This window comes from Flavobacterium sp. GNP001, from assembly GCF_054343775.1.
In genome coordinates, this window is the sequence record NZ_JBTGUX010000001.1 from 1,118,903 (window position 1) to 1,143,577 (window position 24,675).

Genomic DNA, 24,675 nt, shown 5'->3' on the forward strand with positions numbered 1-24,675 from the left:
CTGAAATAAAAGCAATTGTTTTAGTTTGTAAATTTGCTTCCTAAGTTAAAATTATCTTGTTGGTTTATCGAGTAAAAGTAAAACTATGAATAAAAAAGAAATTGCAAAAAATGGCTGGACCATGCTGGTGCAAACATTTGACGAGTTTAATACTGATAACGCTATAAAATTAAGCGCGTCGTTGTCCTATTATACTATTTTTTCGCTACCGCCTTTACTGATTATTATTTTATCAGTTTTTAGTTTTTTCTTTGGAAAAGAGGCTGTTAACGGTAGGTTTTTTGGACAGATTAATGGTATGGTCGGTAATCAAGCAGCTTTGCAAATTCAAGAAACGATTAGAAATATCGAATTGTCTGACAGTAATGCATTTGCAGCTACTTTTGGAGGGATTATGCTTTTGATTGGAGCTTCTGGAGTTTTTGCTGAGATTCAAAGTTCCATTAATTTTATTTGGGGTCTTAGAGCAAAACCCAATAAAGGCATTGTGAAATTTATAAAAAACAGATTAATGTCTTTTTCTATGATTGCTTCTGTGGGTTTTTTATTGATGGTAAGTTTAATGGTAAATACCGTTATGGATATCATAAATGCCAGATTACTGGTTTATTTTCCAGATACAACGGTGTATATCTTTTATATTTTTAATATTTTGCTACTCTTTGTAACCACCACCATTTTGTTTGCTGTGATTTTTAAAACGTTACCAGACGGTGAAATTGTTTGGAAAGATGCATTGATTGGCTCTAGTTTTACTTCACTTTTTTTTATGATTGGTAAGTTTGCGATTGGTTTTTATTTGGGTAGTTCTACCGTAGCCACTGTTTATGGTGCTGCCGGATCAGTAGTTATTATTTTAGTTTGGGTATATTATTCGGCTATTATTTTATATTTTGGTGCCGAGTTCACTAAAGTTTATGCTAATTCTCATGGAAATAAAATCATTCCTAATGCCTATGCGGTTGCTATTAAAGTTGAAGTTTTAGAAGTTCCGAAAAGAAAGTAAGTCGCTTTAATTCAAAAACTAAGACATAAAAAAACCGCCTTGTTCTTTGAGGATCCAAGGCGGTTAAAAAAAAACTAAAAACTAAATTTATTAGAAACAATATTCGTTTTCGGCTACTAATTTTGCCGTAATTGTTTCTTTCAATGCCACTACGTTTGGCATGTTGGTATATTTTGTAAAACGACGTAATCCCATAAGCATCATGCGTTGTTCATCGCCTTCAGCAAAAGATATAATCGCTTCTTTTCCTTTTTGAGTAACAATATCTACTGCTTGGTACAAGTACAATTGTGCCATTGCAATTTGCTCTTTTACTTTGTCTTCGCCTTCTTTTTTGGCTAATTTTTCAGTTCTAAGCAAAGTACTTTCTGCCATGTAAATCTCGATCAACATATCAGATGCAGACATTAAGATTTGTTGGTGTGAATCTAATTCGGTTCCAAATTTTTGAACGGCACTTCCTGCAACCATCATGAATGCTTTTTTCAACTTCACGATCATCTCTTTTTCTTCAGCAAGTAATTCAGAGTAATCAGGAGTGTCAAAAGATGGAATACCCATTAATTCTTCGCCAACTTTAGTAGCTGGTCCTAATAAATCAACGTGTCCTTTCATCGCTTTTTTAATCAACATTCCTACTGATAGCATTCTGTTGATCTCATTTGTTCCTTCGTAGATACGTGCAATACGTGCATCTCTCCAAGCGCTTTCCATTGGTGTATCTTCAGAGAATCCCATTCCTCCAAAAATTTGAATCCCTTCGTCTGAACAGTTTTGAACATCCTCTGAAACCGCTACTTTTAAGATAGAACATTCGATAGCGTATTCTTCAACACCTTTTAATTCAGCTTCTTGGTGCGAAACTCCTGCAGCCTCACGCGCAATGATACGATCTTCAATGTCTTTTGCAGCACGGTATGATGCGCTTTCTCCAGCATAACAGCTAGTTGCCATATCCGCTAATTTAGCACGAATTGCACCAAACTGAGAAATTGCAGTATTAAATTGGATTCTTTCATTAGCATATTTAACTGCTCCAGTAATTACTCTACGTTGTGCATCTAAACAAGCAGCTGCCAATTTGATACGGCCTACGTTAAGTGCATTCATTGCAATTTTGAAACCGTTACCTCTTTCAGATAACATGTTTTCTACAGGAACTTTTGTTTCGTTAAAAAATACTTGGCGAGTAGATGAGGCACGAATACCTAATTTGTGCTCTTCTTCTCCCATTGAAATTCCGTTATCAGGAGTGTTTTCTACGATAAAACCAGTAATGTTTTTGTCATCACCAATTCTTGCGAATACGATAAAAACACTACAGAATCCTGCATTCGAAATCCACATTTTTTGACCAGTGATAGAGTAGTGGGTACCGTCTTCAGATAAAACTGCTTTCGTTTTTCCAGAATTGGCATCCGATCCAGCACCTGGTTCTGTCAAACAGTAAGCACCAAACCATTCGCCAGAAGCTAATTTTGGTACATACTTTTGCTTTTGCTCTTCAGACCCATAAAGTGTAATTGGCATAGTTCCAATTCCGGTATGAGCTCCAAATGCAGTTGAGAAAGATCCTGTTGCTCCTGAGATATAATCACATACAAGCATTGTAGATACGAATCCCATTCCTAATCCGCCGTAAGCCTCAGGAACAGCTACTCCTAGCAATCCTAAATCTCCAGCTTTTTTCATTGTTTCTTGTGTGTACGCATAATCTTTTTTCTCAAAACGATCTTTGTGTGCCCACAATTCTTTGTCTACAAACTCTTTTACAGAGTCACGCATCATTAATTGCTCTTCTGTAAAATCTTCTGGTGTGAAAATATCTTCACATTTTGTTTCTTTTACTAAAAACTGACCACCGCGGGTTACGTCTTTTTCAATTGTATCTGCCATTTTTTTATTTTTTTAATATGTTTTATTTTAAATCTAAGCTTACAAAAGTTCGAAAACACCCGCAGAACCTTGACCAGTTCCAACACACATAGAAACAATTCCATATTTGCTGCCGCGACGTTGCATTTCGTCAAATAATTGAACAGAAAGTTTAGCACCAGTACATCCTAGAGGATGACCTAATGCAATTGCACCACCATTCACGTTAATAATTTCTGGGTTCAAATCAAGCTCACGAGTTACAGCTAATGCTTGAGAGGCAAAAGCTTCATTCAGCTCAATTAAATCAATGTCATTAATTGTTAAACCTGCTTGTTTTAAAACCTTTGGAATTGCTTTTACTGGTCCAATACCCATGATTCTTGGCTCTACTCCAGCTGATGCAAAATTTACTAAACGCGCAATAGGTGTAATGTTCAATTCTTTCACCATTTCTTCGCTCATGATCAAAACAAAAGCTGCTCCATCACTCATTTGTGATGAGTTTCCTGCAGTTACACTACCATTTGCTTCAAAAACAGGACGCAATCCAGCCAAAGCTTCTTTTGATGTACCAGCTCTTGGACCTTCGTCTTTATTTACAACGTATGATTTGGTTTCTTTTTTTCCATTTTCATTCAAAAACGTTTGCTCTACAGTAATTGGTACAATTTGTTTGTCAAATTTCCCGTCTGCCTGTGCTTGCAATGCTTTCATGTGTGAATTATAAGCAAACTCATCTTGGTCTTCACGAGATACTTTAAACTGTTGTGCTACAGCTTCAGCAGTTAATCCCATTCCCCAGTAATAGTCTTCGTTTCCTGCTTTTGCTACAGCATAATCAGGAGTTGGCTTGTAACCTCCCATTGGAATAAAACTCATACTTTCTGCTCCACCTGCAATAATACAGTGCGCCATTCCTGATTGGATTTTAGCAGTCGCCATTCCAATTGTTTCAAGACCAGAAGCACAGTATCTATTTACAGTAACTCCGGGAACATCCTCTACTTTTAATCCCATTAAGGAAATTAATCGAGCTACGTTTAAACCTTGTTCAGCTTCCGGCATGGCATTACCTACCATTACGTCATCGATACGTGTTTTATCAAAATCAGGCAACTCGTTCATCATGAATTCGATGGTTTCTGCTGCCAATTCATCAGGTCTTTTAAATCGGAACAATCCCTTTGGAGCTTTCCCCACAGCTGTTCTGTATGCTTTAACTATATAGGCTGTTTTCATAACTTGTATTTTGAATTATGAATTGTAAGTTTAAAATTAAAATCATTTTAACTCTACAAATCATCATTTATAATTTATAATTAATTTCTCAACGGTTTCCCTTTAGTTAGCATAAATTGAATGCGTTCTAAAGTTTTTCTCTCTGTACAAAGTGATAAAAAGGCTTCTCTCTCAATGTCTAACAAGTATTGCTCGCTTACTAAAGTTGGCTCAGATAAATCTCCTCCAGCCATTACATAAGCTAATTTGTTAGCGATTTTTTTATCGTGTTCAGAGATGTATTTACCTGCTTGCATTTGATCTGTTCCTACTAAGAACATTCCTAATGCTTGCTTACCTAATACTTTAATGTCTTTACGTTGAATCGGTTGCGTGTAACCTGCTTCGGCCATTAACAATGCGTGCTTTTTAGCCTCAGCAATTTGACGATCTTTGTTTACAACAATGATATCTTTACCATGTTGCAACAATCCTGTATCAAAAGCTTCATAACCAGAGGTAGATACTTTTGCCATAGCAATAGTCAAGAAGTACTCTTGTAATACATTCAACTCTACGTCGTTTTTATGAAATAAATCAGCAGCACGTAGTGTCAATTCTTTTGATCCACCACCACCTGGAATAACACCTACGCCAAACTCTACAAGTCCCATGTAAGTCTCTGCCGCAGCAACAACTTTATCAGCATGCAAACTCATTTCGCAACCACCACCAAACGTCATTCCGTGAGGAGCTACTACAACTGGAATGCCAGAGTAGCGCACACGCATCATGGTATCTTGGAACATTTTGATCGCCATGTTCAATTCATCATACTCTTGCTCTACGGCCATCATGAAAATCATTCCGATGTTGGCTCCAACTGAGAAATTAGCAGCTTGATTTCCTATAACCAATCCTTGATATTCTTTTTCAGCCAAATCAATCCCTTTATTGATAGCTTGTAACACATCGCCACCAATAGTATTCATTTTTGATTGGAATTCTAGGTTTAAAATTCCGTCTCCTAAATCTTGAATAATAGCTCCGCTGTTGCTCCAAACTTTTTTGCTTTCGCGAATGTTGTTCAAAATGATAAATGCATCTTGACCAGGAACTTTGATCTGGTTTTTAGTAGGAATGTTGTAAAAATAAGTAGCTCCTTCTTTTACAGTATAAAAACTGTTGCTTCCAGAAGCTAACATCTCTTCAACCCAAGCAGCAGGAGTTAAACCTTCGGCTTTCATGATTTCAATTCCTTTTGCAACACCAATAGCATCCCAAATTTCGAATGGACCATTTTCCCATCCAAAACCTGCCTTCATGGCATCGTCTATCTTGTACAATTCGTCTGCTATTTCAGGAATACGGTTTGATACGTAAGCAAATAAACCAGCAAAACTCTTTCTATAAAATTCCCCAGCTTTGTCTTTTCCTTTCACTAAAACTTTAAAACGGTTGATTGGTTTATCAATAGTTTTGGTTAATTCTAAAGTTCCAAATGATGCTTTTTTAGCCGCTCTGTAGGTTAAAGTATCTAAATCAAGCGTAAGGATTTCTTTCCCTTCTTTTTTGTAAAAACCTTGGCCCGTTTTACTACCAAGCCATTTGTTTTCCATCATTTTGCTCACAAATGTTGGCAGCTTAAACAAATCATGTTGCTCATCAGTTGGGCAGTTTTCATAAATACCGTTGGCAACGTGCACCAATGTGTCAAGACCAACAACGTCCACAGTCCTGAATGTTGCTGATTTTGGTCGACCAATAACAGGTCCAGTTAATTTATCAACTTCTTCAATAGTTAATCCCATTTCTTGAACAAGGTGAAATAAACTTTGAATACCGTAGATACCAATTCTATTGCCAATAAAAGCAGGAGTATCTTTTGCAACAACCGATGTTTTTCCTAAAAATTTCTCTCCATAAACAGTAAGGAAGTCAAGTACTTCGGTTGAAGTATGAGGTCCTGGGATAATTTCGAATAATTTTAGGTAACGAGCAGGGTTGAAAAAGTGGGTTCCACAAAAATGTTTCTGGAAATCTTCACTACGACCTTCACTCATAAAATGAATCGGAATACCAGATGTGTTTGAAGTAACAAGTGTACCCGGTTTTCTGAATTTTTCAATTTGCTCAAAAACAAGTTTTTTAACATCCAATCGCTCTACAACAACTTCAATAATCCAATCAACACCAGCAATTTTTGCCATGTCATCGGTAGTATTTCCAGTTGTAATGCGGCTTGCAAATTTTTGACTGTAAATAGGGGATGGTTTCGATTTTAACGAATTGGCTAGACTATCATTTACCAAACGATTTCTAACAATTTTACTCTCTAATGTCAAGCCTTTTTTTGCTTCGGCCTCTGTTAATTCTCTCGGTACAATATCCAAGAGTAATACTTCAACTCCAATGTTTGCAAAATGGCAAGCAATTCCAGAACCCATGATTCCAGACCCAATTACTGCAACTTTTTTAATGGTGCGTTTCATACTTGTTTTGATTTGTTTTAGCGCCGCAGTGCAACAGCTTTGAGCTTGGAACACTACTACTTTTATTAATGTTGTTTATAATTTTGTATTAGAAACTAATTCCGTGATGTATTCTTTTTTATCTGATGTTGGGAAAATATTTTTATCGACAATCAATTCATTGATAATTTCAGCTACTTCTATAAAATGTTGTAATTTATCTTCAGAAACATGTGTTCTCACAGCCTCGTTAAATTTTAACACTGTGTTTTTAGATAAATCTCTTTTTTCTTTTCCAAAAGGAGTCAAATAAATTAATACACCACGTCCGTCTTCGGGATTTTTTTTTCTTGTGATTAGTCCTTTCTCTTCCATAGATTTTAATGTTCTGGTTAAGCTTGTGGCTTCCATTCCCATTTTAGGTCCTAAAGAAGTAGAGGGTGTGCCACCTTCTTTATCAATACTTAACAAAGCAAAACCTGTTGCCATACTAGCATCGTACTTCGAAGCTTCCTCGTTATACATTCTAGCAACGGCTTGCCAAGTGGCACGTAAAATATAATCTATCGTTTTTTCTTTCATGTGTAACTATATCGATTTCAAATATAATAAAAATAATACTATGCACGCATAATATATTTAATTTTTTTTTCAAAAATAATGAGTTAGTGATAGAATAGTATTTGTATATCAGTGTGGTAGGGGTTTTTTGACTTAGGGCATGTCCCATTGGGTCGGGCTATTCGTTTTATCTTTTATAGGGTGACTTGTAAAAAGTCACCCTATAAAAGGATGCCACTGCTATCCCTCATGCGAAAATGAACAACCTTGGTAGAGGTGTAAATTTGTGGACAAATGCATATCTTGATTGTGTTTGTGAAAATAGAATGCATAAAAAAAGCACTGATGTCAATTCATAAGTGCTTTTCGATTTTAATTATTTTTCTTTTTAAAAGTTTTGTTGTCAACATCTCTTAAAAATTGAATAACTCCAGTAAAGTAATTTTTAGGGTCGTCGTACTGTGATAAATGACTTCCGTTTGGACAAAATAAAAATCTACCGTTCTGAACTTCATTGGCAATCCATTTCATATGTTCGGGATCCATGGTGTCGTATTTTGAGCCTATGCTTAAGGTAGGTACTTTGATTGTTTTAAGTTTGTTTTTAACATCCCAATTTTTCAAAGTCGCATTTCCAGTAATGCCAAATTCACTGTGGCCTTGCATATACACATAAACATTTAGATTAAGATGCTTAAAACAGCGGTTGATTGATTCGGGCCATTTGTCTAGCGGCATTCTCAAAATATGTTTCGTATAATAATGCTGAAACAGTAATTCGCTGTATTTAGGGTTGTCGAAATCATTGTTTTTCTCCAAATCCTGCAATTGCTTTAAAATTGAAGGCTCTAACTGTGGTGCTAATACATTTTTTGCATAAGCATTGTACTCTGCTGCACTAGCCATCATGTTAGATATTATTAATCCCTTTAAGTTTTTTTGATATTTTAAAGCATATTCCATAGCTAAAATACCACCCCACGATTGTCCCATCAGGAAAAAGTTCGAACTATTTAATCCAAGTGCTATTCGCACTTGCTCTACCTCTTCAACAAAACGTTCGTTTGTCCAAAGACTATTATCTTTTGGCTGATCACTATAATATGATCCCAATTGATCGTAATAAATATATTCAATACTCTCGTTTGGGAAATAGCCATCAAATGCCTCGTACAATTCATGAGTCAAACCAGGACCACCATGAAGTAACAGTACTTTTATCTTAGGATTATTCCCAACACGTTTGGTCCAAACGTTAAAGGTTCCCTTTGGTGTTTTGATAGGAATCATTTTTATACCTCCAGTCAATTGATCGTCACGTTGACTAAAATCCAAATAGTTATCTCTAATCTCATTGGTTTTTGCAGCTTCTTGACATGTTGTCAATAAAACTAGCAACAAAACGGCACTCATCATGACTGAAAGTTTCTTCATTACGATTCGGTGTTAATTGTAAATTTTGTCAAACAAGTCAGCGTATTTTTGTAAAACAATTTTACGTTTCAATTTTAGAGTTGGCGTAAGCTCTCCACCTTCAATAGACCAAACATCTGATGTAAGCTCAAAGCGTTTGATTTTTTCCCAATTTCCAAATTTTTCATTCAAGGTATCTACTTCCTCCTGAATGCGCTCAATTACTTGTGCATTTGTACTAATCTCTTTATTGGTTTTTCCAATATCGATTTTGTGAATGTTTGCCCATTCGCGTAAAAAGTCAAAACTTGGTTGAATGAAAGCAGCAGGCATTTTTTGACCATCACCAATCACCATAATTTGCTCTATAAAACGAGATTGTTTCATTGTATTTTCGATAGATTGTGGTGCAATGTATTTTCCTCCTGAGGTTTTAAACATTTCTTTTTTTCTATCGGTGATTTTTAAAAATCCATCTGAGTCAAATTCGCCGATATCACCCGTATGGAAATAGCCATCTACAATTACCTCGTTGGTTAATTTTTCGTCTTTGTAGTAACCCATCATTACATTTTTTCCTTTGCAGAGAATTTCTCCGTCTTCAGCTATTTTAACAGAAACGTTTACAATAGGTTTGCCCACGGTTCCTACTCGAAAACCTTTGTTTCTTAGGTCGTTTACTGAGATTACTGGAGACGTTTCGGTTAGACCATAGCCTTCCATTACAGGGATTTGTGCTGCTGCAAATATTCTAGCCAAACGAGGTTGTAAGGCTGCACTACCCGAAACCATCAAATCTAGTTTTCCGCCAAGGCCTTCTTTCCATTTACTGAAAATTAGTTTTCTTGCAATACCAAGTTGTAGCTCGTACCAAATCCCGTTTTTACCGTAAGGTTGGTATTTTAAACCTAAATCAATAGCCCAGAAAAATAGTTTTTTCTTGATTCCAGTTAACTCAGTTCCTTTAGCATAAATTTTATCATATACTTTTTCAAGTAATCTAGGTACAGCAGTAATTACAGTAGGTTGTACTTCTTTAATATTGTCGCTAATTTTTTCAATTGATTCTCCAAAATAAATAGACACTCCATAATATTGGTAGAGATACAAAATCATTCTTTCAAAAATATGGCAAATTGGTAAGAAACTCAATGCTCTACTTTTACCTGCTTCAAAAGGGATACGAGGCGCACTATCTAAAACATTTGAAACAATATTTTGATGCGATAACATAACTCCCTTTGGTTTTCCGGTAGTACCTGAGGTATAAATTATTGTAGCTAATTCTTCTGTTGCCACATTGTTTTTTCTTTCCTCCACTTCATTTTGATTGCTAGTATCAGCACCTAAATCAAGTACTGCTGACCAATGCGCATTACCTTCAATAGTATTAAAGGTATACACTTCCTTAAGTAAAGGAACTTTGTGTTTGATTAGGTTTACTTTTCGTAAAACTTCGGCGTCTGAAACAAAACAATAAATAGCACCTGAGTGATTTAAAATGTATTCGTAATCATCTTCAGAAATAGTAGGATAGATGGGCACAGTTTGCGCTCCGGTTTGTAGGACACCAATATCCATGATATTCCATTCTGTACGATTGTTGGATGAAATGAGTGCAATTTTATCGTTTTTCTGTACCCCAAGACGCAAAAGTCCACGTGAAATGGCGTTTGCCTTGGCAATATATTCTTGTGTTGAAGTTTTAATCCAGGTACCATCTTGTTTGCTTACTAAAGCATCTGGGATGGAATTGTATTTTTCCTGCTGATAATACGGAAAATCAAAGAGGCGTGTGATATTTATCATTATTGGGATATTGGATTTTTATGCAAATTAAAATAAAAATAGTTATAAAATTTTAAAATATGTAATTATATGTCGATTTGACAGCCAAATAAGCTATAAATTAATGTATGATTCTGATCAGTAATTCGATTAAGCTGTTTTTTTGAAAGACTTAAAATAGAGAAGAGGATGGGCATTAAACCTGATTTTGATAATGGAATTACTTCGCTTAGTCAAACTTAGTTTTAACTAAGCGATGTAATAGTGACTCCGTGGTGGTATTCTAAAATTTGGTTACTAATTCAAAATAGTAGAAAATGATTCGCAAGAGAGCACCAATTTAACCTTTTAAGAAAGGCAGTAATTCCGATATGTGTAGTATTTTACATAAAAATCAATAATATTGTATATATATTTAATAATTAATGACTTTTTACTTTATTAATTCGTTAAAAATAAAAATTATTTTTTATTAATTTGCATTTATATTTTTAATAATAATCATAAGGATTTTTTATGAATTACACCTTACATCAGTTACAAATATTTTTGAAAGTGGTCAAAACGCAGAGTATCACGAAAGCTGCACAAGAGTTGCATTTAACGCAACCAGCTGTATCAATTCAACTCCGAAATTTTCAGGATCAATTTGATGTGCCTTTGACTGAAATTGTGGGTAGAAAATTATATGTTACTGATTTTGGTCAAGAGATTGCGCAGGTTGCTCAAACGATTATTCAACAAATTGAAACTATTAATTATAAAACAAGAGCTTACAAAGGGCAATTGAGTGGAAGGCTAAAGGTAACTATTGTGTCTACAGGTAAGTACGTAATGCCCTATTTTTTAGCTGATTTTGTCAAAAAAAATGTTGGAATCGATCTGCAAATGGATGTTACAAATAAAAGTAGAGTATTGAGTAGTTTGGAAAATAATGAGGTAGATTTTGCATTAGTTTCGGTATTACCAAGTGGTTTGAATGTGGATCAATTAGATTTAATGCAAAATAGATTGTATTTGGTGGCTAATTCTAATTTGAAATTAAAACGTGGTGCAGATTCCTCATCTGTATTTAACGATATGCCTCTTATTTTTCGTGAAAAAGGTTCTGGTACCCGACAAGTGATGGAGGAATTTATTCAAAGTAACGGTATTTTTATTCCCAAAAAAATGGAGCTTACCTCAAACGAAGCTGTTAAGCAAGCTGTTATCGCGGGTATAGGCTGTTCTATAATGCCTTTGATAGGTATCAAAAATGAACTGCTCAATCATGAACTACAGATAATACCTTATGCAGGGCTGCCAGTTAAGACAACGTGGAGTTTAATTTGGCCTAAAGGGAAAAAACATTCGCCTGTTGCCACTTCATTTTTGAACTATATGAAAAAAGAACGCGACAATATTGTTTCAAAAAAGTTCAGTTGGTCAGAAGGTTATTAAGATGAAGCATTTTGTACTAAATATTATCTCGGTTTTTGTTTTCAAAAAAAATCAGCTTTTTTAAGAGCTGATTTTTTATTTTATTTTTGATTATCTATCCAAGTTCTAGCATTTACAAAGGCTTCTAACCAAGGTGAAGCTTCGTCTTTTTGATCTCTTTCTGGATAGTTTGCCCAGTTCCAAGGGAAAGTAGAACGTTCAATATGCGGCATCATTACTAAATGTCTTCCAGTAGTATCACACATCATAGCCGTGTTGTAGTCCGATCCATTTGGATTAGCAGGATAGCCCTCATATCCATATTTAGCCACGATATTATAATTTTCTTCCGCCATTGGTAAGTGGAATTTTCCTTCGCCATGAGATATCCAAACGCCTAAAGTGGCACCTTCCAAACTAGATAACATCACAGAGTTGTTTCTCTGAATTTTTACAGATGTAAATCCGCTTTCATGTTTGTGTGAATCGTTGTGCTTCATCTTTCCATGTATTTTATGTTCTGGATTGATTAATTCTAATTCCATCATTAACTGACAACCATTACAAATTCCAACAGAAAGAGTATCTTCTCTTTTAAAGAAGTTTTTCAAGGCGGTATTTGCTTTTTCATTGTATAAAAACGCACCAGCCCATCCTTTTGCAGAACCTAATACATCTGAATTAGAGAAACCTCCAACAGCTCCAATAAATTGAATATCTTCCAACGTTTCACGACCAGAAATTAAATCCGTCATGTGAACGTCTTTTACATCAAAACCAGCTAAGTACATAGCATTCGCCATTTCACGCTCCGAATTACTTCCTTTTTCACGAATAATTGCTGCTTTTGGCTTCTCGACTGCGCTCGAAGCGACAGGTAATTTACCAGTGAAGTGCGATGGAAACGTAAATTGCAAAGGCTGATTCGCAAAATTTTCAAAACGCTCTAACGATTTTCCGTTTTTAGTTTGTTTTTGATCTAATAAGAAGGAAGTTTCAAACCAAATTTCTCTATATTTTTTTGAAGAAAATTCAAAGGAATCTTTATGATTTACAATTGAAATTGTATCCGAATTCGTTACCGTTCCAATATTGAAAATTTCAACGCCATTGGCTTTAAAAATAGCTTCCACTTCTGCATCAGCTTGGAAAACAACCGCAATATTTTCAGAGAACAATAATTTAGTAGAATCGATTTCATTGATAGCAGTTAAGTCGAAATTCGCACCTAAATTCACATCGGCAAAACACATTTCTAATAAAGTTGTGATTAAACCACCACTTCCAATATCGTGTCCAGCTTTGATTTTTCTTTCTTTAATTAAATCTTGTAACGTATTAAATGCACTTTTGAAGAAAGCAGCATTTTTGATCGTTGGCGTTTCATTTCCAACTTTATTTTGTGTTTGATTGAAGGACGAACCTCCTAATTTAAAAGTATCTTGTGATAAGTTTAAGTAGTAAATGTTTCCACCATTTCGTTGCAAAACAGGTTCTACAACTTTCGTGATATTCGAACAATTTCCAGCTGCAGAAATAATCACTGTTCCTGGTGCAATTACCTCATCATTCGGATATTTTTGCTTCATGGAAAGCGAATCTTTTCCTGTTGGAATATTGATTCCTAATTCGATAGCAAAATCTGAACAAGCTTGAACTGCTTCATATAAACGAGCATCTTCACCTTCATTTTTACAAGCCCACATCCAGTTTGCGGATAATGAAACGGAATTTAAACCATCTTTTAACGGCGCCCAAACTAAATTAGAAAGTGACTCAGCAATAGCATTTCTTGTACCAGCAACTGGATCAATTAAAGATGAAATAGGAGCGTGGCCAATAGATGTCGCAATTCCTTCTTTTCCTTTAAAGTCTAAAGCCATTACACCTACATTGTTTAAAGGCAATTGTAACGGTCCAGCACATTGTTGTTTGGCTACTTTTCCACCTACACAACGGTCAACTTTGTTCGTTAGCCAATCTTTACAAGCCACAGCTTCAAGTTGTAAAACTTGTTCTAAATAGGTTGGAATTTCGTTTGAATTATATTCTGGATTACTATAATTTCTAGTAATAGTTTGGTCTGTCATAATGGTTTTTGGTGAACTTCCGAAAAAGTCTTCCAAAGCATAATCCATTGGTTTTAAACCTGTAGATTTCGATTCGAATGTAAATCTGTGGTCATTAGTAACTACACCAACTTCATACATTGGCGAACGTTCTCTATCCGCAATTCTTTGTAAGATGTCCATGTCTTTCGCACCAATCACTAATCCCATTCTTTCTTGAGATTCGTTTCCGATGATTTCTTTAGCGGAAAGTGTTGGATCTCCAACTGGTAATTTATCTAAATCGATTAATCCACCAGTTTCTTCGACTAATTCAGACAAACAATTTAAGTGTCCACCTGCACCATGATCATGAATCGAAACAATCGGATTGTGGTCACTTTCCACCAAAGCACGAATAGCATTTGCAGCACGTTTTTGCATTTCTGGATTAGAACGTTGGATAGCATTTAATTCAATTCCTGAACCAAAAGCACCTGTGTCTGCTGAGGAAACAGCAGCTCCACCCATTCCAATTCTATAATTCTCTCCACCAAGAATGACAATTTTATCGCCTTCTTGTGGTTTCTTTTTAATGGCTTGATCTAATTTTCCGTAACCAATTCCACCTGCTTGCATGATTACTTTATCGTAACCAATTTTGCGATTTTCTTCTTCATGTTCAAAAGTCAAAACCGAACCAGTAATTAACGGTTGCCCGAATTTATTTCCAAAATCCGAAGCTCCATTTGAGGCTTTTATCAGAATATCCATTGGTGTTTGATACAACCAAGGACGTTCTGCCATCGCTTCTTCGTGCTTACGATTGTTAGTCAATCTCGAATAAGAAGTCATGTAAACCGCTGTTCCTGCCAAAGGTAATGAACCTTGTCCACCAGCCAATCGGTCACGAATTTCTCCTCCAGAACCTGTTGCAGCTCCGTTGAAAGGCTCAACTGTTGTTGGGAAATTATGTGTTTCTGCTTTTAAAGACAATACAGAATCAAATTCTTTTTCTTCATAAAAATCGGGTTTGTCTGCGCTTTTTGGTGCAAATTGAATCACTTTTGGACCTTTTACAAAAGCCACATTATCTTTGTAAGCCGAAACGATATCGTTAGGGTTTTCTTGAGATGTTTTTTTGATTAATTTGAATAATGATGTAGGTTTTTCTTCTCCATCTACTACAAAAGTCCCGTTGAAAATTTTATGACGGCAGTGCTCTGAATTGGCTTGTGAGAAAGCGAAAATTTCAGAATCCGTTAATTTTCTTCCTAATTTAGTAGCTAAATTGTCTAAGTATTCTACTTCTTCTGCACTTAAAGCTAAACCTTCTTGTTTGTTGTAGGCATCAATATTATCAATTTCTAAAATAGCTTCTGGTTGAATTGCAATTGTAAAAATATCTTGATTTAATTCGGTGTATTTTTGAAGTAACATCGGATCAAAATCATTAAAATCAGCAGTTACTTTTTCGAATTCTTCAATTCTAATAATTCCAGAAATCCCCATGTTTTGGGTGATTTCCACTGCGTTGGTACTCCATGGCGTAACCATAGCGGCACGTGGTCCAACAAAAAAATCCGTAAGTACGGATTTTTCTAGGATATGTGCGTAGGCAAAAAGCCAATTGAGTTTTGATATGTCTTGAGCTGAGATTTCGTTTTGCGTTTGTACTGCAAAAACGGTTTTACTTTGGTTTTCAAAGAAATGAATCATTGTTGTGTAGTTTGTTGTATTGTGATGCAAATTTAGGTAATTAAGATTAAATTACGTGCATAAAAAAAGCGGCAATTTTGCCGCTTTTTTTGTTGCAATCCGATTGTAATTAAGTAATACTAATTAAATACTTGAAGTTGTAAATTTTAATTCAAATCATAAAACAATATTCAGTTTTATCAATGCTACAATAGTAGTAATCTTTTCAGGCAAATTTCACTAAAATTATCAGTTGGTTACTTTTTGTTTTTTTAAAAGAAAAAAAGCAAGTAGTCCAATAATAGGAACGCACCAAAGGAAAATAAGCAGTAGTGTTTTTTCTTGTAAATTCACAGAGCTTCTTAAAATCTTAATAGTCAAAACTAGATACCATAAAAAAAGGAAAATAATTATTGAGATAATAGAGCTTTCTGAAAGGGTTAAATTCATAGTGTTTTTATTAAAGATTAAAGTTCCTATAACAGATACAATTTGGATGCAAAATAGTATTATTTTTCTTTCTTACAAAATCTTCAAAAGGTCAAATGATTTTCAAATTATCACGAATGCTCAAATTGCTTTCAGTTTAAACAAACAATTGATTTAATTTTCTGATTTCAATTGAAAAAAATAATCTTTATTTTTTAATATCTATAATCTTTGTTTTGGTTCAAAAGCAAATCAAAATTAAATCAGGTTACGATTAAAAGACAATACTATCAAGTGAACAATGATGAAAGATACAAAAAAAAAGCGGAAATTTTGCCGCTTTTTTATCTAATCTATAACAATTTTTTTTGCGAAGTTTTCGGTTCCGATTTCAATTCGAATCAAGTAGGTTCCTTTTGCAATGGTTGGTATTGCTATTTCAGATTGAGTTTTGTTTTGAGCACTGTATATTTTTTGTCCCAAAATAGAATAGATCTCTACATTGTAAGGTTTTGTGGCATTATTAATGTAAAAAGTTCCGTGTGATGGATTTGGATATATAACAAGTGTTTCTTCTATGTTTGCACTTGCTGATTTTTTGGTACCAGCTGTTCGGCTTCCAAGGTTTGAGCAGGTGTCCAATGCAAATACATCCCATTGAGTAGCTTTGTTAAAAGTAGTTGAAGGTGCAGTTACAGTTGATTTTCTACGGATGGTTTCATCAGCCGAGAAGTTAGCAGTTCCACCATTAAAAGTGCCAATTATGTCAATAAGAACTCCATTTTTAAACAATCCTACGGCATCATTTCCATTAAAAGCCATTTCAGTTGCAGATGTTGACAGGTTAGCTGAACTGGTAGCATAGCAACTAGAAGCCATCAAACTATTTACAATAGTGTATTTTGCACCACTGTTTATGGTTCCTGATAAAGCTAAGCCAGTACTCCATGCTCCAGCGCCGTTAGTTTGTTTTTTGATGCTGTAAGCCGAAAGGTTTATAGCGCCACTTGTTTTATTAGCAATTTCTAAAGCTTTGTTGTTTGACGAACCCTCAATATATTCAGAGAACATCAACTCAGTTGAAGTAGTATTTGAATTAGTAACAACAGTCAAAGAATTACTTGTTGCAGATAAATTTCCTGCTGCATCTTTAGCTCGCACAGTAAAGGTATAGCTAGTAGCTGCTGTCAAGCTACCCACAACCGTGTTTAAAGTGGTAACCGTCGTTCTCAAAACACCATTTACATATACATTATAGCCTGTTACGCCTACGTTATCAGTAGAGGCATTCCAGGCAAGTGTTACAGATGTTGTCGTTTTAGCTGTTGATGTTAGCGATGTTGGTGTGCTAGGAACTGTAGTATCTGTTGTTCCGCCACCAGTAGTTCCACCCCAAATAGCATTCACGTAAGCAGGGTTGTCGATAAAAGGATTTCTATTTCCTTGGCGTGCATAAATAGCATTGTTTCTTTCAATTTCTCTTGAACTTACAGGATCATTAGCATGCCAAGTAAGTAACAAGTTTAAGAAAGCTGTTGTAAATACTTGGTTACTCGTTCCATTGAACATAGCATAAGGATAACCAGCTACCGTGTTTTCATAACGAGTAGCAAAGTAAAAATACATACGAGCTATGTCGCCTTTAAAAGCTGCTGCAGGCTCAAATACGGTTCCTGTATAGCCAGATACAGCACTTGTACCAAGTTTACTGCCGTTTCTGGTGGTTGTTGATGCTGTTGCAACGTTACCATGTGGAAAACTAGAACGTATGCCGTTAACTTTTCCATCTGTTGGTGGGATAAAATGCGCATCAGATACCATAGGTGCTGCAGAGTTAAAAGTAGATTGTGGAATTACGTGCTCTCTATTGTAGCAATCACCTTCCACGGCGTACGTTCCACACTGGTTTGTTGTTAGCGTATAGTTGTATGGATCTGGTCCGCTTTGAATTTCAGAATATAAATCGAAAATCGTGTTGTCATTCTCGTTTTGATGATCTCTGTCAGATGTAGCATAGGTTGTCCATAATCCAGAGTACCCTTGATCAGTATGACCTTTAATAATGTTGTAAAGTTGTGTTTTTAGGGTGTAGCCAGAACCCGTAGCAGTACTGTAGTATCCGCTTGGTGCTTGTGCGTGTGTTGCAAAAAATACAAATAGTAATGCTGCAGCGTAAAGTTTTTTCATTGGTTTTTTTGTGGTTTTAAATTATAATTTGCTTTTGGATTTGGCTTACAATGTCTCTTGTAATCCGTGGCAAATTTATAACTTAAACCCTTTTTAATGTTAACTTAATGTGAATTTAAAAATATATATCTAATTTTTTTTGTTATAACATAAGAATTTGGCTAAATATTTAATTAGATGTAATTTTTCATTTATTTTAAGTGAAAAAAAAGCGGCACATTGTGCCGCTTGAAATATTTTTGATCGTGAAATTTAATTTACAATCAGTTTTTTGGTTACGGTAGCTGTTTCTGATGATACTTTTATCAAATAAACACCATTATTTAAATGATCAATTAATGCCGTGCTGGTATTGTCAAAATTTTTCTCAAAAACTTTTTGCCCGATTAGTGAGAAAACTTGAACGTTGTGTTTTTCATTTGCATTTTCAAAATTGATTTTCACATTTCCATTAGAAGGATTTGGGTACATTGTAAAGCCATTTTTTTCGAAATCAGGATTTGCTAAATTAGAAATAGCATGTGCACCCAGACCATCACAAGTGTTACTAGCAAATGAATCCCATTCTGCTGTTTTATCAAAAGTTGTATTTGGAGCAGTAATGCTTGCTTTTCTTCTCAAAGTAACATTTTCACCAAATTTAGCGGTACCACCGTTTAAAGTTCCTATGATATCAATCAATACTCCGTTTTTGAATAATCCCATTGGATCATCTCCATTAAAAGCCTCTTGTGCAGATGATAAATTTGCACTAGCTACTGGGTAGCAAGTTGTTGCCATTTGTGGGTCTACTAATACAAATACGGCACCAGAATTTAACGTACCGCTTAAGTTAAGGCCCGCAGTCCATGGTCCGGCTCCGTTTGATTGTTTACGAATGGAATACCCAGTTAAATCAACTGCAGCTCCTGTAAAGTTTGCTATTTCTAATGCTTTATTGAAGCCGCTTCCTTCTACATACTCTGAAAAGAAAAGTTCTTTTGCTCCAGTTCCGCCCGTAGGAGCTGCAGTTGTTGTTCCTTCTACATTTGTACTGGCCACAGATGAGTTTCTTGCATCATCACGAGTAATGATATAAAAATTGTATTTTGTAGAAGCAACTAAACCTGTTATAACAGTTGTAAGTTCCTTTGTCGTAGTTTTTAACGAACCATTCATATATACATCATAACCAGTTACAGCAACATTATCTGTGGCGGCTGCCCAAGTTAGCGTTACTGAATTAGACGTAGTTGCACTTACTGTTAAATTGGTTACGGCAGTCGGAGCTTGCGTATCTGCTGGCTCAGTTGTCCAAACGGCAGCAACATAACTTGGATTGTCGATGTACGGATTTCTATTGTTTTGTCTCGCATAAATAGCATTGTTTCTCGCAATTTCTCTTTCGCTTACGGGATCTTGGTTGTGCCAAGCAATTAATTGTGCTAAAAAGCTATCAGTAAAAACCTTTCCTGTAGAATTGTTAAACATTGGGTAGTTATAGCCCGCAACTGTATTTTCATATCGTGTGGCAAAATAGAAATACATCCTTGCAATATCACCTTTAAATTCATCAATCGGTTCAAAAACTTGACCTGTGTAACCTGATATCGATCCTGTTCCTAATTTACTTCCATTTCGGGAAGTCTCACTAACAACAGTTACATTGGCATGAGGGAAGTTAGAACGAATTCCGTTTACCTTTCCATCTGTTGGAGTGATAAAATGAGCATCAGATACCATTGGTGATTGTTCGTTAAAAATCGACTGAGGAATAATGTGCTCTCTGTTATAACAATCTCCTTCAACAGAGTAGTTTCCGCACCTTTTTGTTGCTGTAATAGCATAATTATAAGGATCGGCTCCGGCTGGGTTTTCAGAATACATGTCTAAAACCGAACCGTCTTTTTCAAAAAAGTTGTCTACATCTGATGTTTCGTAGGTAACATACAAATCAGCGTAAGATAGCGTTGTATGTCCTTTAATAATGTTGTACAATTGCGTTTTTAAGGCATAGCCTGTTCCTGTTGCAGTAGAGTAGTAGCCTGCAGGAGCTTGCGCTAGAGCTGAGGTGCAAATAAATAAAAATAGAAATTTGTAAAGTTGTTTCATATTAGTTTGTTTTGGAAAATTTTCGGTGGCAAAAATAGTTTTTTCCAATGATTTTCAAACGTTATGAAATGTTTAAATTACCATTTCTAATTTCTTTAGTTTTTTGGAAAGGGTTTGTTTTGATAAGCACCCAAGTCTGGTGGCAAACTTCGACTAAATCCTAAAATATCTTGCGGTATCAAAAATGAAGGATTTCCCATACCAAAAGCAGCTGACTTTTCATCAATATTTAGCTTGTTTTGCCTCACATTAAAAAACAATGGGTCTTTATTTAATAGAATTGCTGTGTAATGTGTCGGATCAGAAGTAAATTGATAAAGTGGATTATTTTGAACTGAAGTGCTGTTCGTCTCAAACTTTATCAAGCAACTATTAAATTGATATTCGAAAGCGGCACCTTCTTTTTTATTCAAACTCAGCTCTGTGTTGTAAGGGCCGTAAATGATGCAGTTGTTAAATTGTGCTTTGGTGAGGTTTTTAACTTCCGGTATAGCTCCTCGTAAATTATTGCTTACGAGTAATGCTAATTGTTCAGAGCTATTCCAATTGTTATTGATCGTGCAATGGGTAAAGGTATAGTCTCCTCCGTAAGTACACGCTACACTAGCTGTTCCTGCTGTGTTTACAACAAGATTTTCGGCATTAATCTTGGCAGTTTGTGCCAAAATCCCAAAATTACTATTATTATAAATTTGACTGTTTTTGAGTTGTACCGTCGTATTGTCATTATTTTGAATCAAAAGCCCAATGGTACCATTTTTAATAGTCAAATGATTAATGCTATTGTTCGTACTCCCGTCAGTAAGCCAAATTGTGCCCCATTGCCCAGGAATATTATCAAATTCTGGTTCAAGTCGGTCACCTTCAAAAATTACTTCATTCTCTAATTGTGACGTCAAAGAGGTTTTTCCATCAACCATAAGCGAGGCTTTGTTCGCCACGATTAAACCAGAGTTTGCATGAAAATGCACCCGACTGCCTGCTTCAAAAAGGACTGTTTTGTTAGGTGGCACAGCTGCATAACCATAAATTACATAAGGTTTTTTATTCGTAAAAATCAGTTCATTCCCGTTAATCGGGTCGTTTTCATCTAAATAAAAGCCCTCGATCTTATCTGAGCCAATTGGTAATGTCTCGGTTGTACCATCAGCAAAAAGTTGTGGATATAAAAAAACGGCATCTTGAATCAAGGTCACGAGTTCTACTTTCTGCAGATTTTCACCACTATCAAATTGAATAAAATCCGTGTACAAAAAATCGGTTGCATTCGCATCTGTAATAGAAGCAGTAGTTTCAATAAAAATGAACAGGCTGTCTTTTGCTAAAAGCGTAACATCATTAAAAATTTTACCATTGTTACCTTGCATTCCATCAACAGTCATACGGTATTTTGAATTCAAACCTTTGCCCAATTGTACCGTCGGTATTGAAATGTCTTTTTTGCTTCGGTTGTATACTTTTAGTCGGTATGTGCTTGATCCAATGTTAGAAAAAACGGTATCCAAATACACTGTATCTCTTGAAAATTCAAGATCTCCCGCACTGGCCACAGTTTCAAAATCAGTTCTACAAGCAGATAAACTGGCAACAATTCCGATGATAATCAAAAGTACTCTAAGGCGCATGGCTTCTTTTTTTTGGTAAAAATAGCGAAAAACTATTTTCGAAATCAGAATTACAATCACAATATCAGGATTGTCTCTCATCTTTTCGTTAATTTTACATTTTAAAAAAATATACTAAAATGACTTTTGATAAAGAAAAAATACTGCATTGGTGCAATCATGTTTCGAAAAATACTTTGATGGAAACACTTAACATAGTCTACACTGATGCTGGCGAAGATTTCTTGGTTGCGACTATGCCTGTTACACCGCAAGTGCATCAACCGATGGGATTGCTTCACGGTGGTGCATCAGTGGCCTTGGCAGAAAGCGTAGGTAGTGCAGCCTCTATGTTATTTGTTAATTCAGAGGTTAGCGAAGTTCGTGGAATTGAAATTGCTGCCAATCATTTAAAAGCAAAGCGTGACGGAATAGTTACCGCAACTGCAAGATGCGTGCATAAAGGTAGAAGTATTCACTTATGGGAAATAAAAATTACAGATGAGCGCGATCAATTAATTTCTTTGTGTAAGCTTACAAATATGATTCTCCCAAAAAGAAAAAGTCAAGAAAAATAATGGAAAACCTACTGCGTAGAGCCCAGCAACAAAGGCAGGCTAATTTGCCCTTTGTTTTGTATCACAAGCCGCAAAGTGATGAGGTCATTGGTTTTTTTCAAAAAGACAATCATTTGTATCAAGTGGCGGATTTTACAGAAAGCGGATTTGTATTTGCGTCATTTGATGGCTCTAAAAAGTATTTGATACCAGAAGAAGCTGCTGAAGTACTTGCAGCCCCATTCGTACCCAAAACAATAAATTCGAAAGGATCTCATTTTTCAATGGTGTCTGAGCAAGAGGAAGAATTTTTTCAAAATTTAGTTCATGCCGGGGTTACTGAAATTCGTGAGGGTGTTTTGGAGAAAGTGGTGTTATCACGTGCGGAAATCATTTCAGTAAATGATTTTGACCTATTAGAAGTTTTTGAAAAATTGATTAACTTGTATCCTGCCACTTGTGTGTATTGTTTTTACCATCCGCAGGTAGGACTTTGGATGGGAGCAACTCCCGAACAGTTGTTGCAAATTCGCGGGACTACATTTGAAACTATTGCATTAGCTGGAACTCAAAAAGCAACTGGTGTTGAGGTAATTAATTGGGGGTTGAAAGAGCAAGAAGAGCAGCAATTTGTTACCGATTTTTTGGTTGCTAAATTGAAACCTGTTTCGGAAAATTTAGTAGTTACGCCACCATTTAGCATTCAAGCAGGTGCAATATGGCATATTAAAACGGTTGTCTCGGGGCAGTTAGGCCTTGCAACCAAAATTCAAGATTTAGTCGATTTACTGCATCCTACGCCAGCGGTTTGTGGTTTACCAACAAATAAAGCGAAGCAATTTATTGTAGAGAATGAAAACTATGATAGACAATTTTATACTGGTTATTTGGGAGAATTAAATGTCACTTTTGGAGAAGAAAGAAAAGACTCTGATTTGTTTGTCAATTTACGGTGCATGCAAATTGATATGCAAAAAGGAATACAACAAGATAAATTGGATGTTAAAGTGCAATTGTACATGGGTTGTGGAGTGACCAAAGATAGTAATCCTGCGAAAGAATGGGAGGAGAGTGTCAACAAATCATCGACCATGAAAAAGGTTTTTAGTTAATTAAAGTAGGTCAATTGGTATTGAAGTAACAAATAAAGAGAGAAGAATGAAATTAGATATTTTAGCATTTGGAGCGCATCCTGACGATGTAGAACTAGGTTGTGCAGGAACCATATTAAAAGAAATTTCTTTAGGGAAAAAGGTTGGTATTGTTGATTTGACTCGTGGTGAATTGGGCACGCGCGGTACAGCCGAAACCCGGGATCAAGAAGCAAGTGCTGCAGCTGCAATTTTAGGAGTGAGCGTGCGAGAGAATTTGCAAATGCGTGATGGTTTTTTTGTAAACGATGAAAAACACCAACGCGAGATTATTAAAATGATTCGAAAATACCAGCCAGAAATTGTGCTTTGCAATGCCATTGATGACCGACATATTGATCATGCAAAAGGGAGTAAATTAGTTTCGGATGCTTGCTTTTTGTCGGGCCTGATTAAAATAGAAACAGAGCTTGACGGTCAAAAACAGTTGGCTTGGCGACCTAAAGTAGTTTACCATTATTTGCAATGGAAAAATATAGAGCCCGACTTTGTAGTGGATATTACTGGTTTTAATGAACAAAAGATTGCCTCTATTTTGGCGTACCGTACACAATTTTATGATCCGGAATCAGATGAACCAGAATCTCCGATAACCAGTAAAAATTTCCTAGAAAGCCTCAGTTACCGCTCTAGGGATTTAGGTAGGTTAACAGGCGTAGAATATGCCGAAGGTTTTACCGTAGAAAGGTATTTGGCTGTCAATAGTTTAGGGGATTTGCGTTAAATTTATTGAATTTTTTTTCAAAAAACCTTTGCACAACTCAACTTTAGTTGTATCTTTGCCACCGCTAAGCAAATGGTGGTTGTAGCTCAGTTGGTTAGAGCATCGGTTTGTGGTACCGAGGGTCGCGGGTTCGAGCCCCGTCTTCCACCCAGAAAGCAAAAGCCTTGAAGAAATTCAAGGCTTTTTTTGTGCTTTGTACCCAAACCGATATAACGATTGTAAAGGTTGCTCAAAAGCGATAAAATTTAATAGTAATAGCAATTGTTTTTAATTTCCTTTTGAGACAAAATAAGCGCTTACAAATTTCACACTCCTAGGTAACTTTTGATCTCTTTTATCTCTAATTTAAGGCGCTTTATAAGGCGTGTTTTAAATCCAAATTACAAAACGCTACACTACTTTGCGCTCTATCGTTTTACAAAGAATGAGGAA

Annotated in this window: 15 protein-coding genes and 1 tRNA gene; 6 read left to right on the forward strand and 10 right to left on the reverse strand. The window is 35.7% G+C overall.

Going from position 1 to position 24,675, the window contains the following annotated elements; translation table 11 throughout:
- The first annotated feature begins 85 nt into the window (after positions 1–85).
- Positions 86–1,006, forward strand: a complete 921-nt coding sequence (locus ACXX8U_RS04750; protein WP_458564838.1) for a YihY/virulence factor BrkB family protein — start codon at positions 86–88, stop codon at positions 1,004–1,006.
- Between the two features lie 90 nt (positions 1,007–1,096).
- Here ACXX8U_RS04750 and ACXX8U_RS04755 read toward each other — a convergent pair whose 3' ends face one another.
- The 6 genes from ACXX8U_RS04755 to ACXX8U_RS04780 all read right to left on the reverse strand — a co-directional run bounded on the left by ACXX8U_RS04755 (position 1,097) and on the right by ACXX8U_RS04780 (position 10,356).
- Positions 1,097–2,902 (reverse strand): acyl-CoA dehydrogenase FadE, encoded by a 1,806-nt coding sequence (locus ACXX8U_RS04755; RefSeq protein WP_166135429.1) that lies wholly within the window; start codon positions 2,900–2,902, stop codon positions 1,097–1,099.
- A 39-nt stretch (positions 2,903–2,941) separates the two neighbouring features.
- Entirely contained in the window at positions 2,942–4,123 is a 1,182-nt protein-coding gene (locus tag ACXX8U_RS04760) for an acetyl-CoA C-acyltransferase (RefSeq protein ID WP_458564839.1), read from the reverse strand.
- Between the two features lie 80 nt (positions 4,124–4,203).
- Positions 4,204–6,594, reverse strand: coding sequence for a 3-hydroxyacyl-CoA dehydrogenase/enoyl-CoA hydratase family protein (locus ACXX8U_RS04765; RefSeq protein ID WP_458564840.1), 2,391 nt, complete (start codon positions 6,592–6,594; stop codon positions 4,204–4,206).
- 75 nt (positions 6,595–6,669) lie between these two features.
- Positions 6,670–7,155 (reverse strand): MarR family winged helix-turn-helix transcriptional regulator, encoded by a 486-nt coding sequence (locus tag ACXX8U_RS04770; protein ID WP_458564841.1) that lies wholly within the window; start codon positions 7,153–7,155, stop codon positions 6,670–6,672.
- Between the two features lie 351 nt (positions 7,156–7,506).
- Positions 7,507–8,568: a proline iminopeptidase-family hydrolase gene (locus tag ACXX8U_RS04775; RefSeq protein WP_458564842.1), complete on the reverse strand. Its 1,062-nt coding sequence runs from the start codon at positions 8,566–8,568 to the stop codon at positions 7,507–7,509.
- A 12-nt stretch (positions 8,569–8,580) separates the two neighbouring features.
- Complete coding sequence (locus tag ACXX8U_RS04780; protein WP_458564843.1) at positions 8,581–10,356, reverse strand: AMP-dependent synthetase/ligase; 1,776 nt, start codon at positions 10,354–10,356, stop codon at positions 8,581–8,583.
- Positions 10,357–10,851: 495 nt separating this feature from the next.
- Here ACXX8U_RS04780 and ACXX8U_RS04785 point away from each other — a divergent pair, with 495 nt between their 5' ends.
- On the forward strand, positions 10,852–11,775 hold the full coding sequence (locus ACXX8U_RS04785) for a LysR family transcriptional regulator (RefSeq protein WP_458564844.1): 924 nt from the start codon (positions 10,852–10,854) through the stop codon (positions 11,773–11,775).
- 80 nt (positions 11,776–11,855) lie between these two features.
- On the opposite strand, the gene purL is transcribed toward ACXX8U_RS04785, so the two are convergent.
- The 4 genes from purL to ACXX8U_RS04805 form a co-directional block, all read right to left on the reverse strand.
- The gene (purL, locus tag ACXX8U_RS04790) at positions 11,856–15,521 is read right to left on the reverse strand and encodes a phosphoribosylformylglycinamidine synthase (RefSeq protein ID WP_458564845.1); all 3,666 of its coding nucleotides are present in this window, start codon (positions 15,519–15,521) and stop codon (positions 11,856–11,858) included.
- Positions 15,522–16,277: 756 nt separating this feature from the next.
- Positions 16,278–18,116 (reverse strand): endonuclease, encoded by a 1,839-nt coding sequence (locus tag ACXX8U_RS04795; protein WP_458564846.1) that lies wholly within the window; start codon positions 18,114–18,116, stop codon positions 16,278–16,280.
- Between the two features lie 252 nt (positions 18,117–18,368).
- Complete coding sequence (locus ACXX8U_RS04800; RefSeq protein WP_458564847.1) at positions 18,369–20,207, reverse strand: endonuclease; 1,839 nt, start codon at positions 20,205–20,207, stop codon at positions 18,369–18,371.
- 95 nt (positions 20,208–20,302) lie between these two features.
- Positions 20,303–21,832 (reverse strand): hypothetical protein, encoded by a 1,530-nt coding sequence (locus ACXX8U_RS04805; RefSeq protein WP_458566387.1) that lies wholly within the window; start codon positions 21,830–21,832, stop codon positions 20,303–20,305.
- A gap of 119 nt (positions 21,833–21,951) precedes the next feature.
- Between ACXX8U_RS04805 and ACXX8U_RS04810 the strand changes: the two genes are divergently transcribed.
- The 4 genes from ACXX8U_RS04810 (at position 21,952) to ACXX8U_RS04825 (ending at position 24,393) form a co-directional block, all read left to right on the forward strand.
- The gene (locus ACXX8U_RS04810; RefSeq protein ID WP_458564848.1) at positions 21,952–22,389 is read left to right on the forward strand and encodes a PaaI family thioesterase; all 438 of its coding nucleotides are present in this window, start codon (positions 21,952–21,954) and stop codon (positions 22,387–22,389) included.
- Positions 22,389–23,480, forward strand: coding sequence for a chorismate-binding protein (locus ACXX8U_RS04815; RefSeq protein WP_458564849.1), 1,092 nt, complete (start codon positions 22,389–22,391; stop codon positions 23,478–23,480). Before ACXX8U_RS04810 ends, ACXX8U_RS04815 begins: the two co-directional genes overlap by 1 nt.
- Before the next feature lie 46 nt (positions 23,481–23,526).
- Positions 23,527–24,243: a bacillithiol biosynthesis deacetylase BshB1 gene (bshB1, locus tag ACXX8U_RS04820; RefSeq protein ID WP_458564850.1), complete on the forward strand. Its 717-nt coding sequence runs from the start codon at positions 23,527–23,529 to the stop codon at positions 24,241–24,243.
- A gap of 74 nt (positions 24,244–24,317) precedes the next feature.
- Positions 24,318–24,393: transfer RNA gene (locus ACXX8U_RS04825), tRNA-His, on the forward strand.
- Positions 24,394–24,675 lie beyond the last annotated feature (282 nt).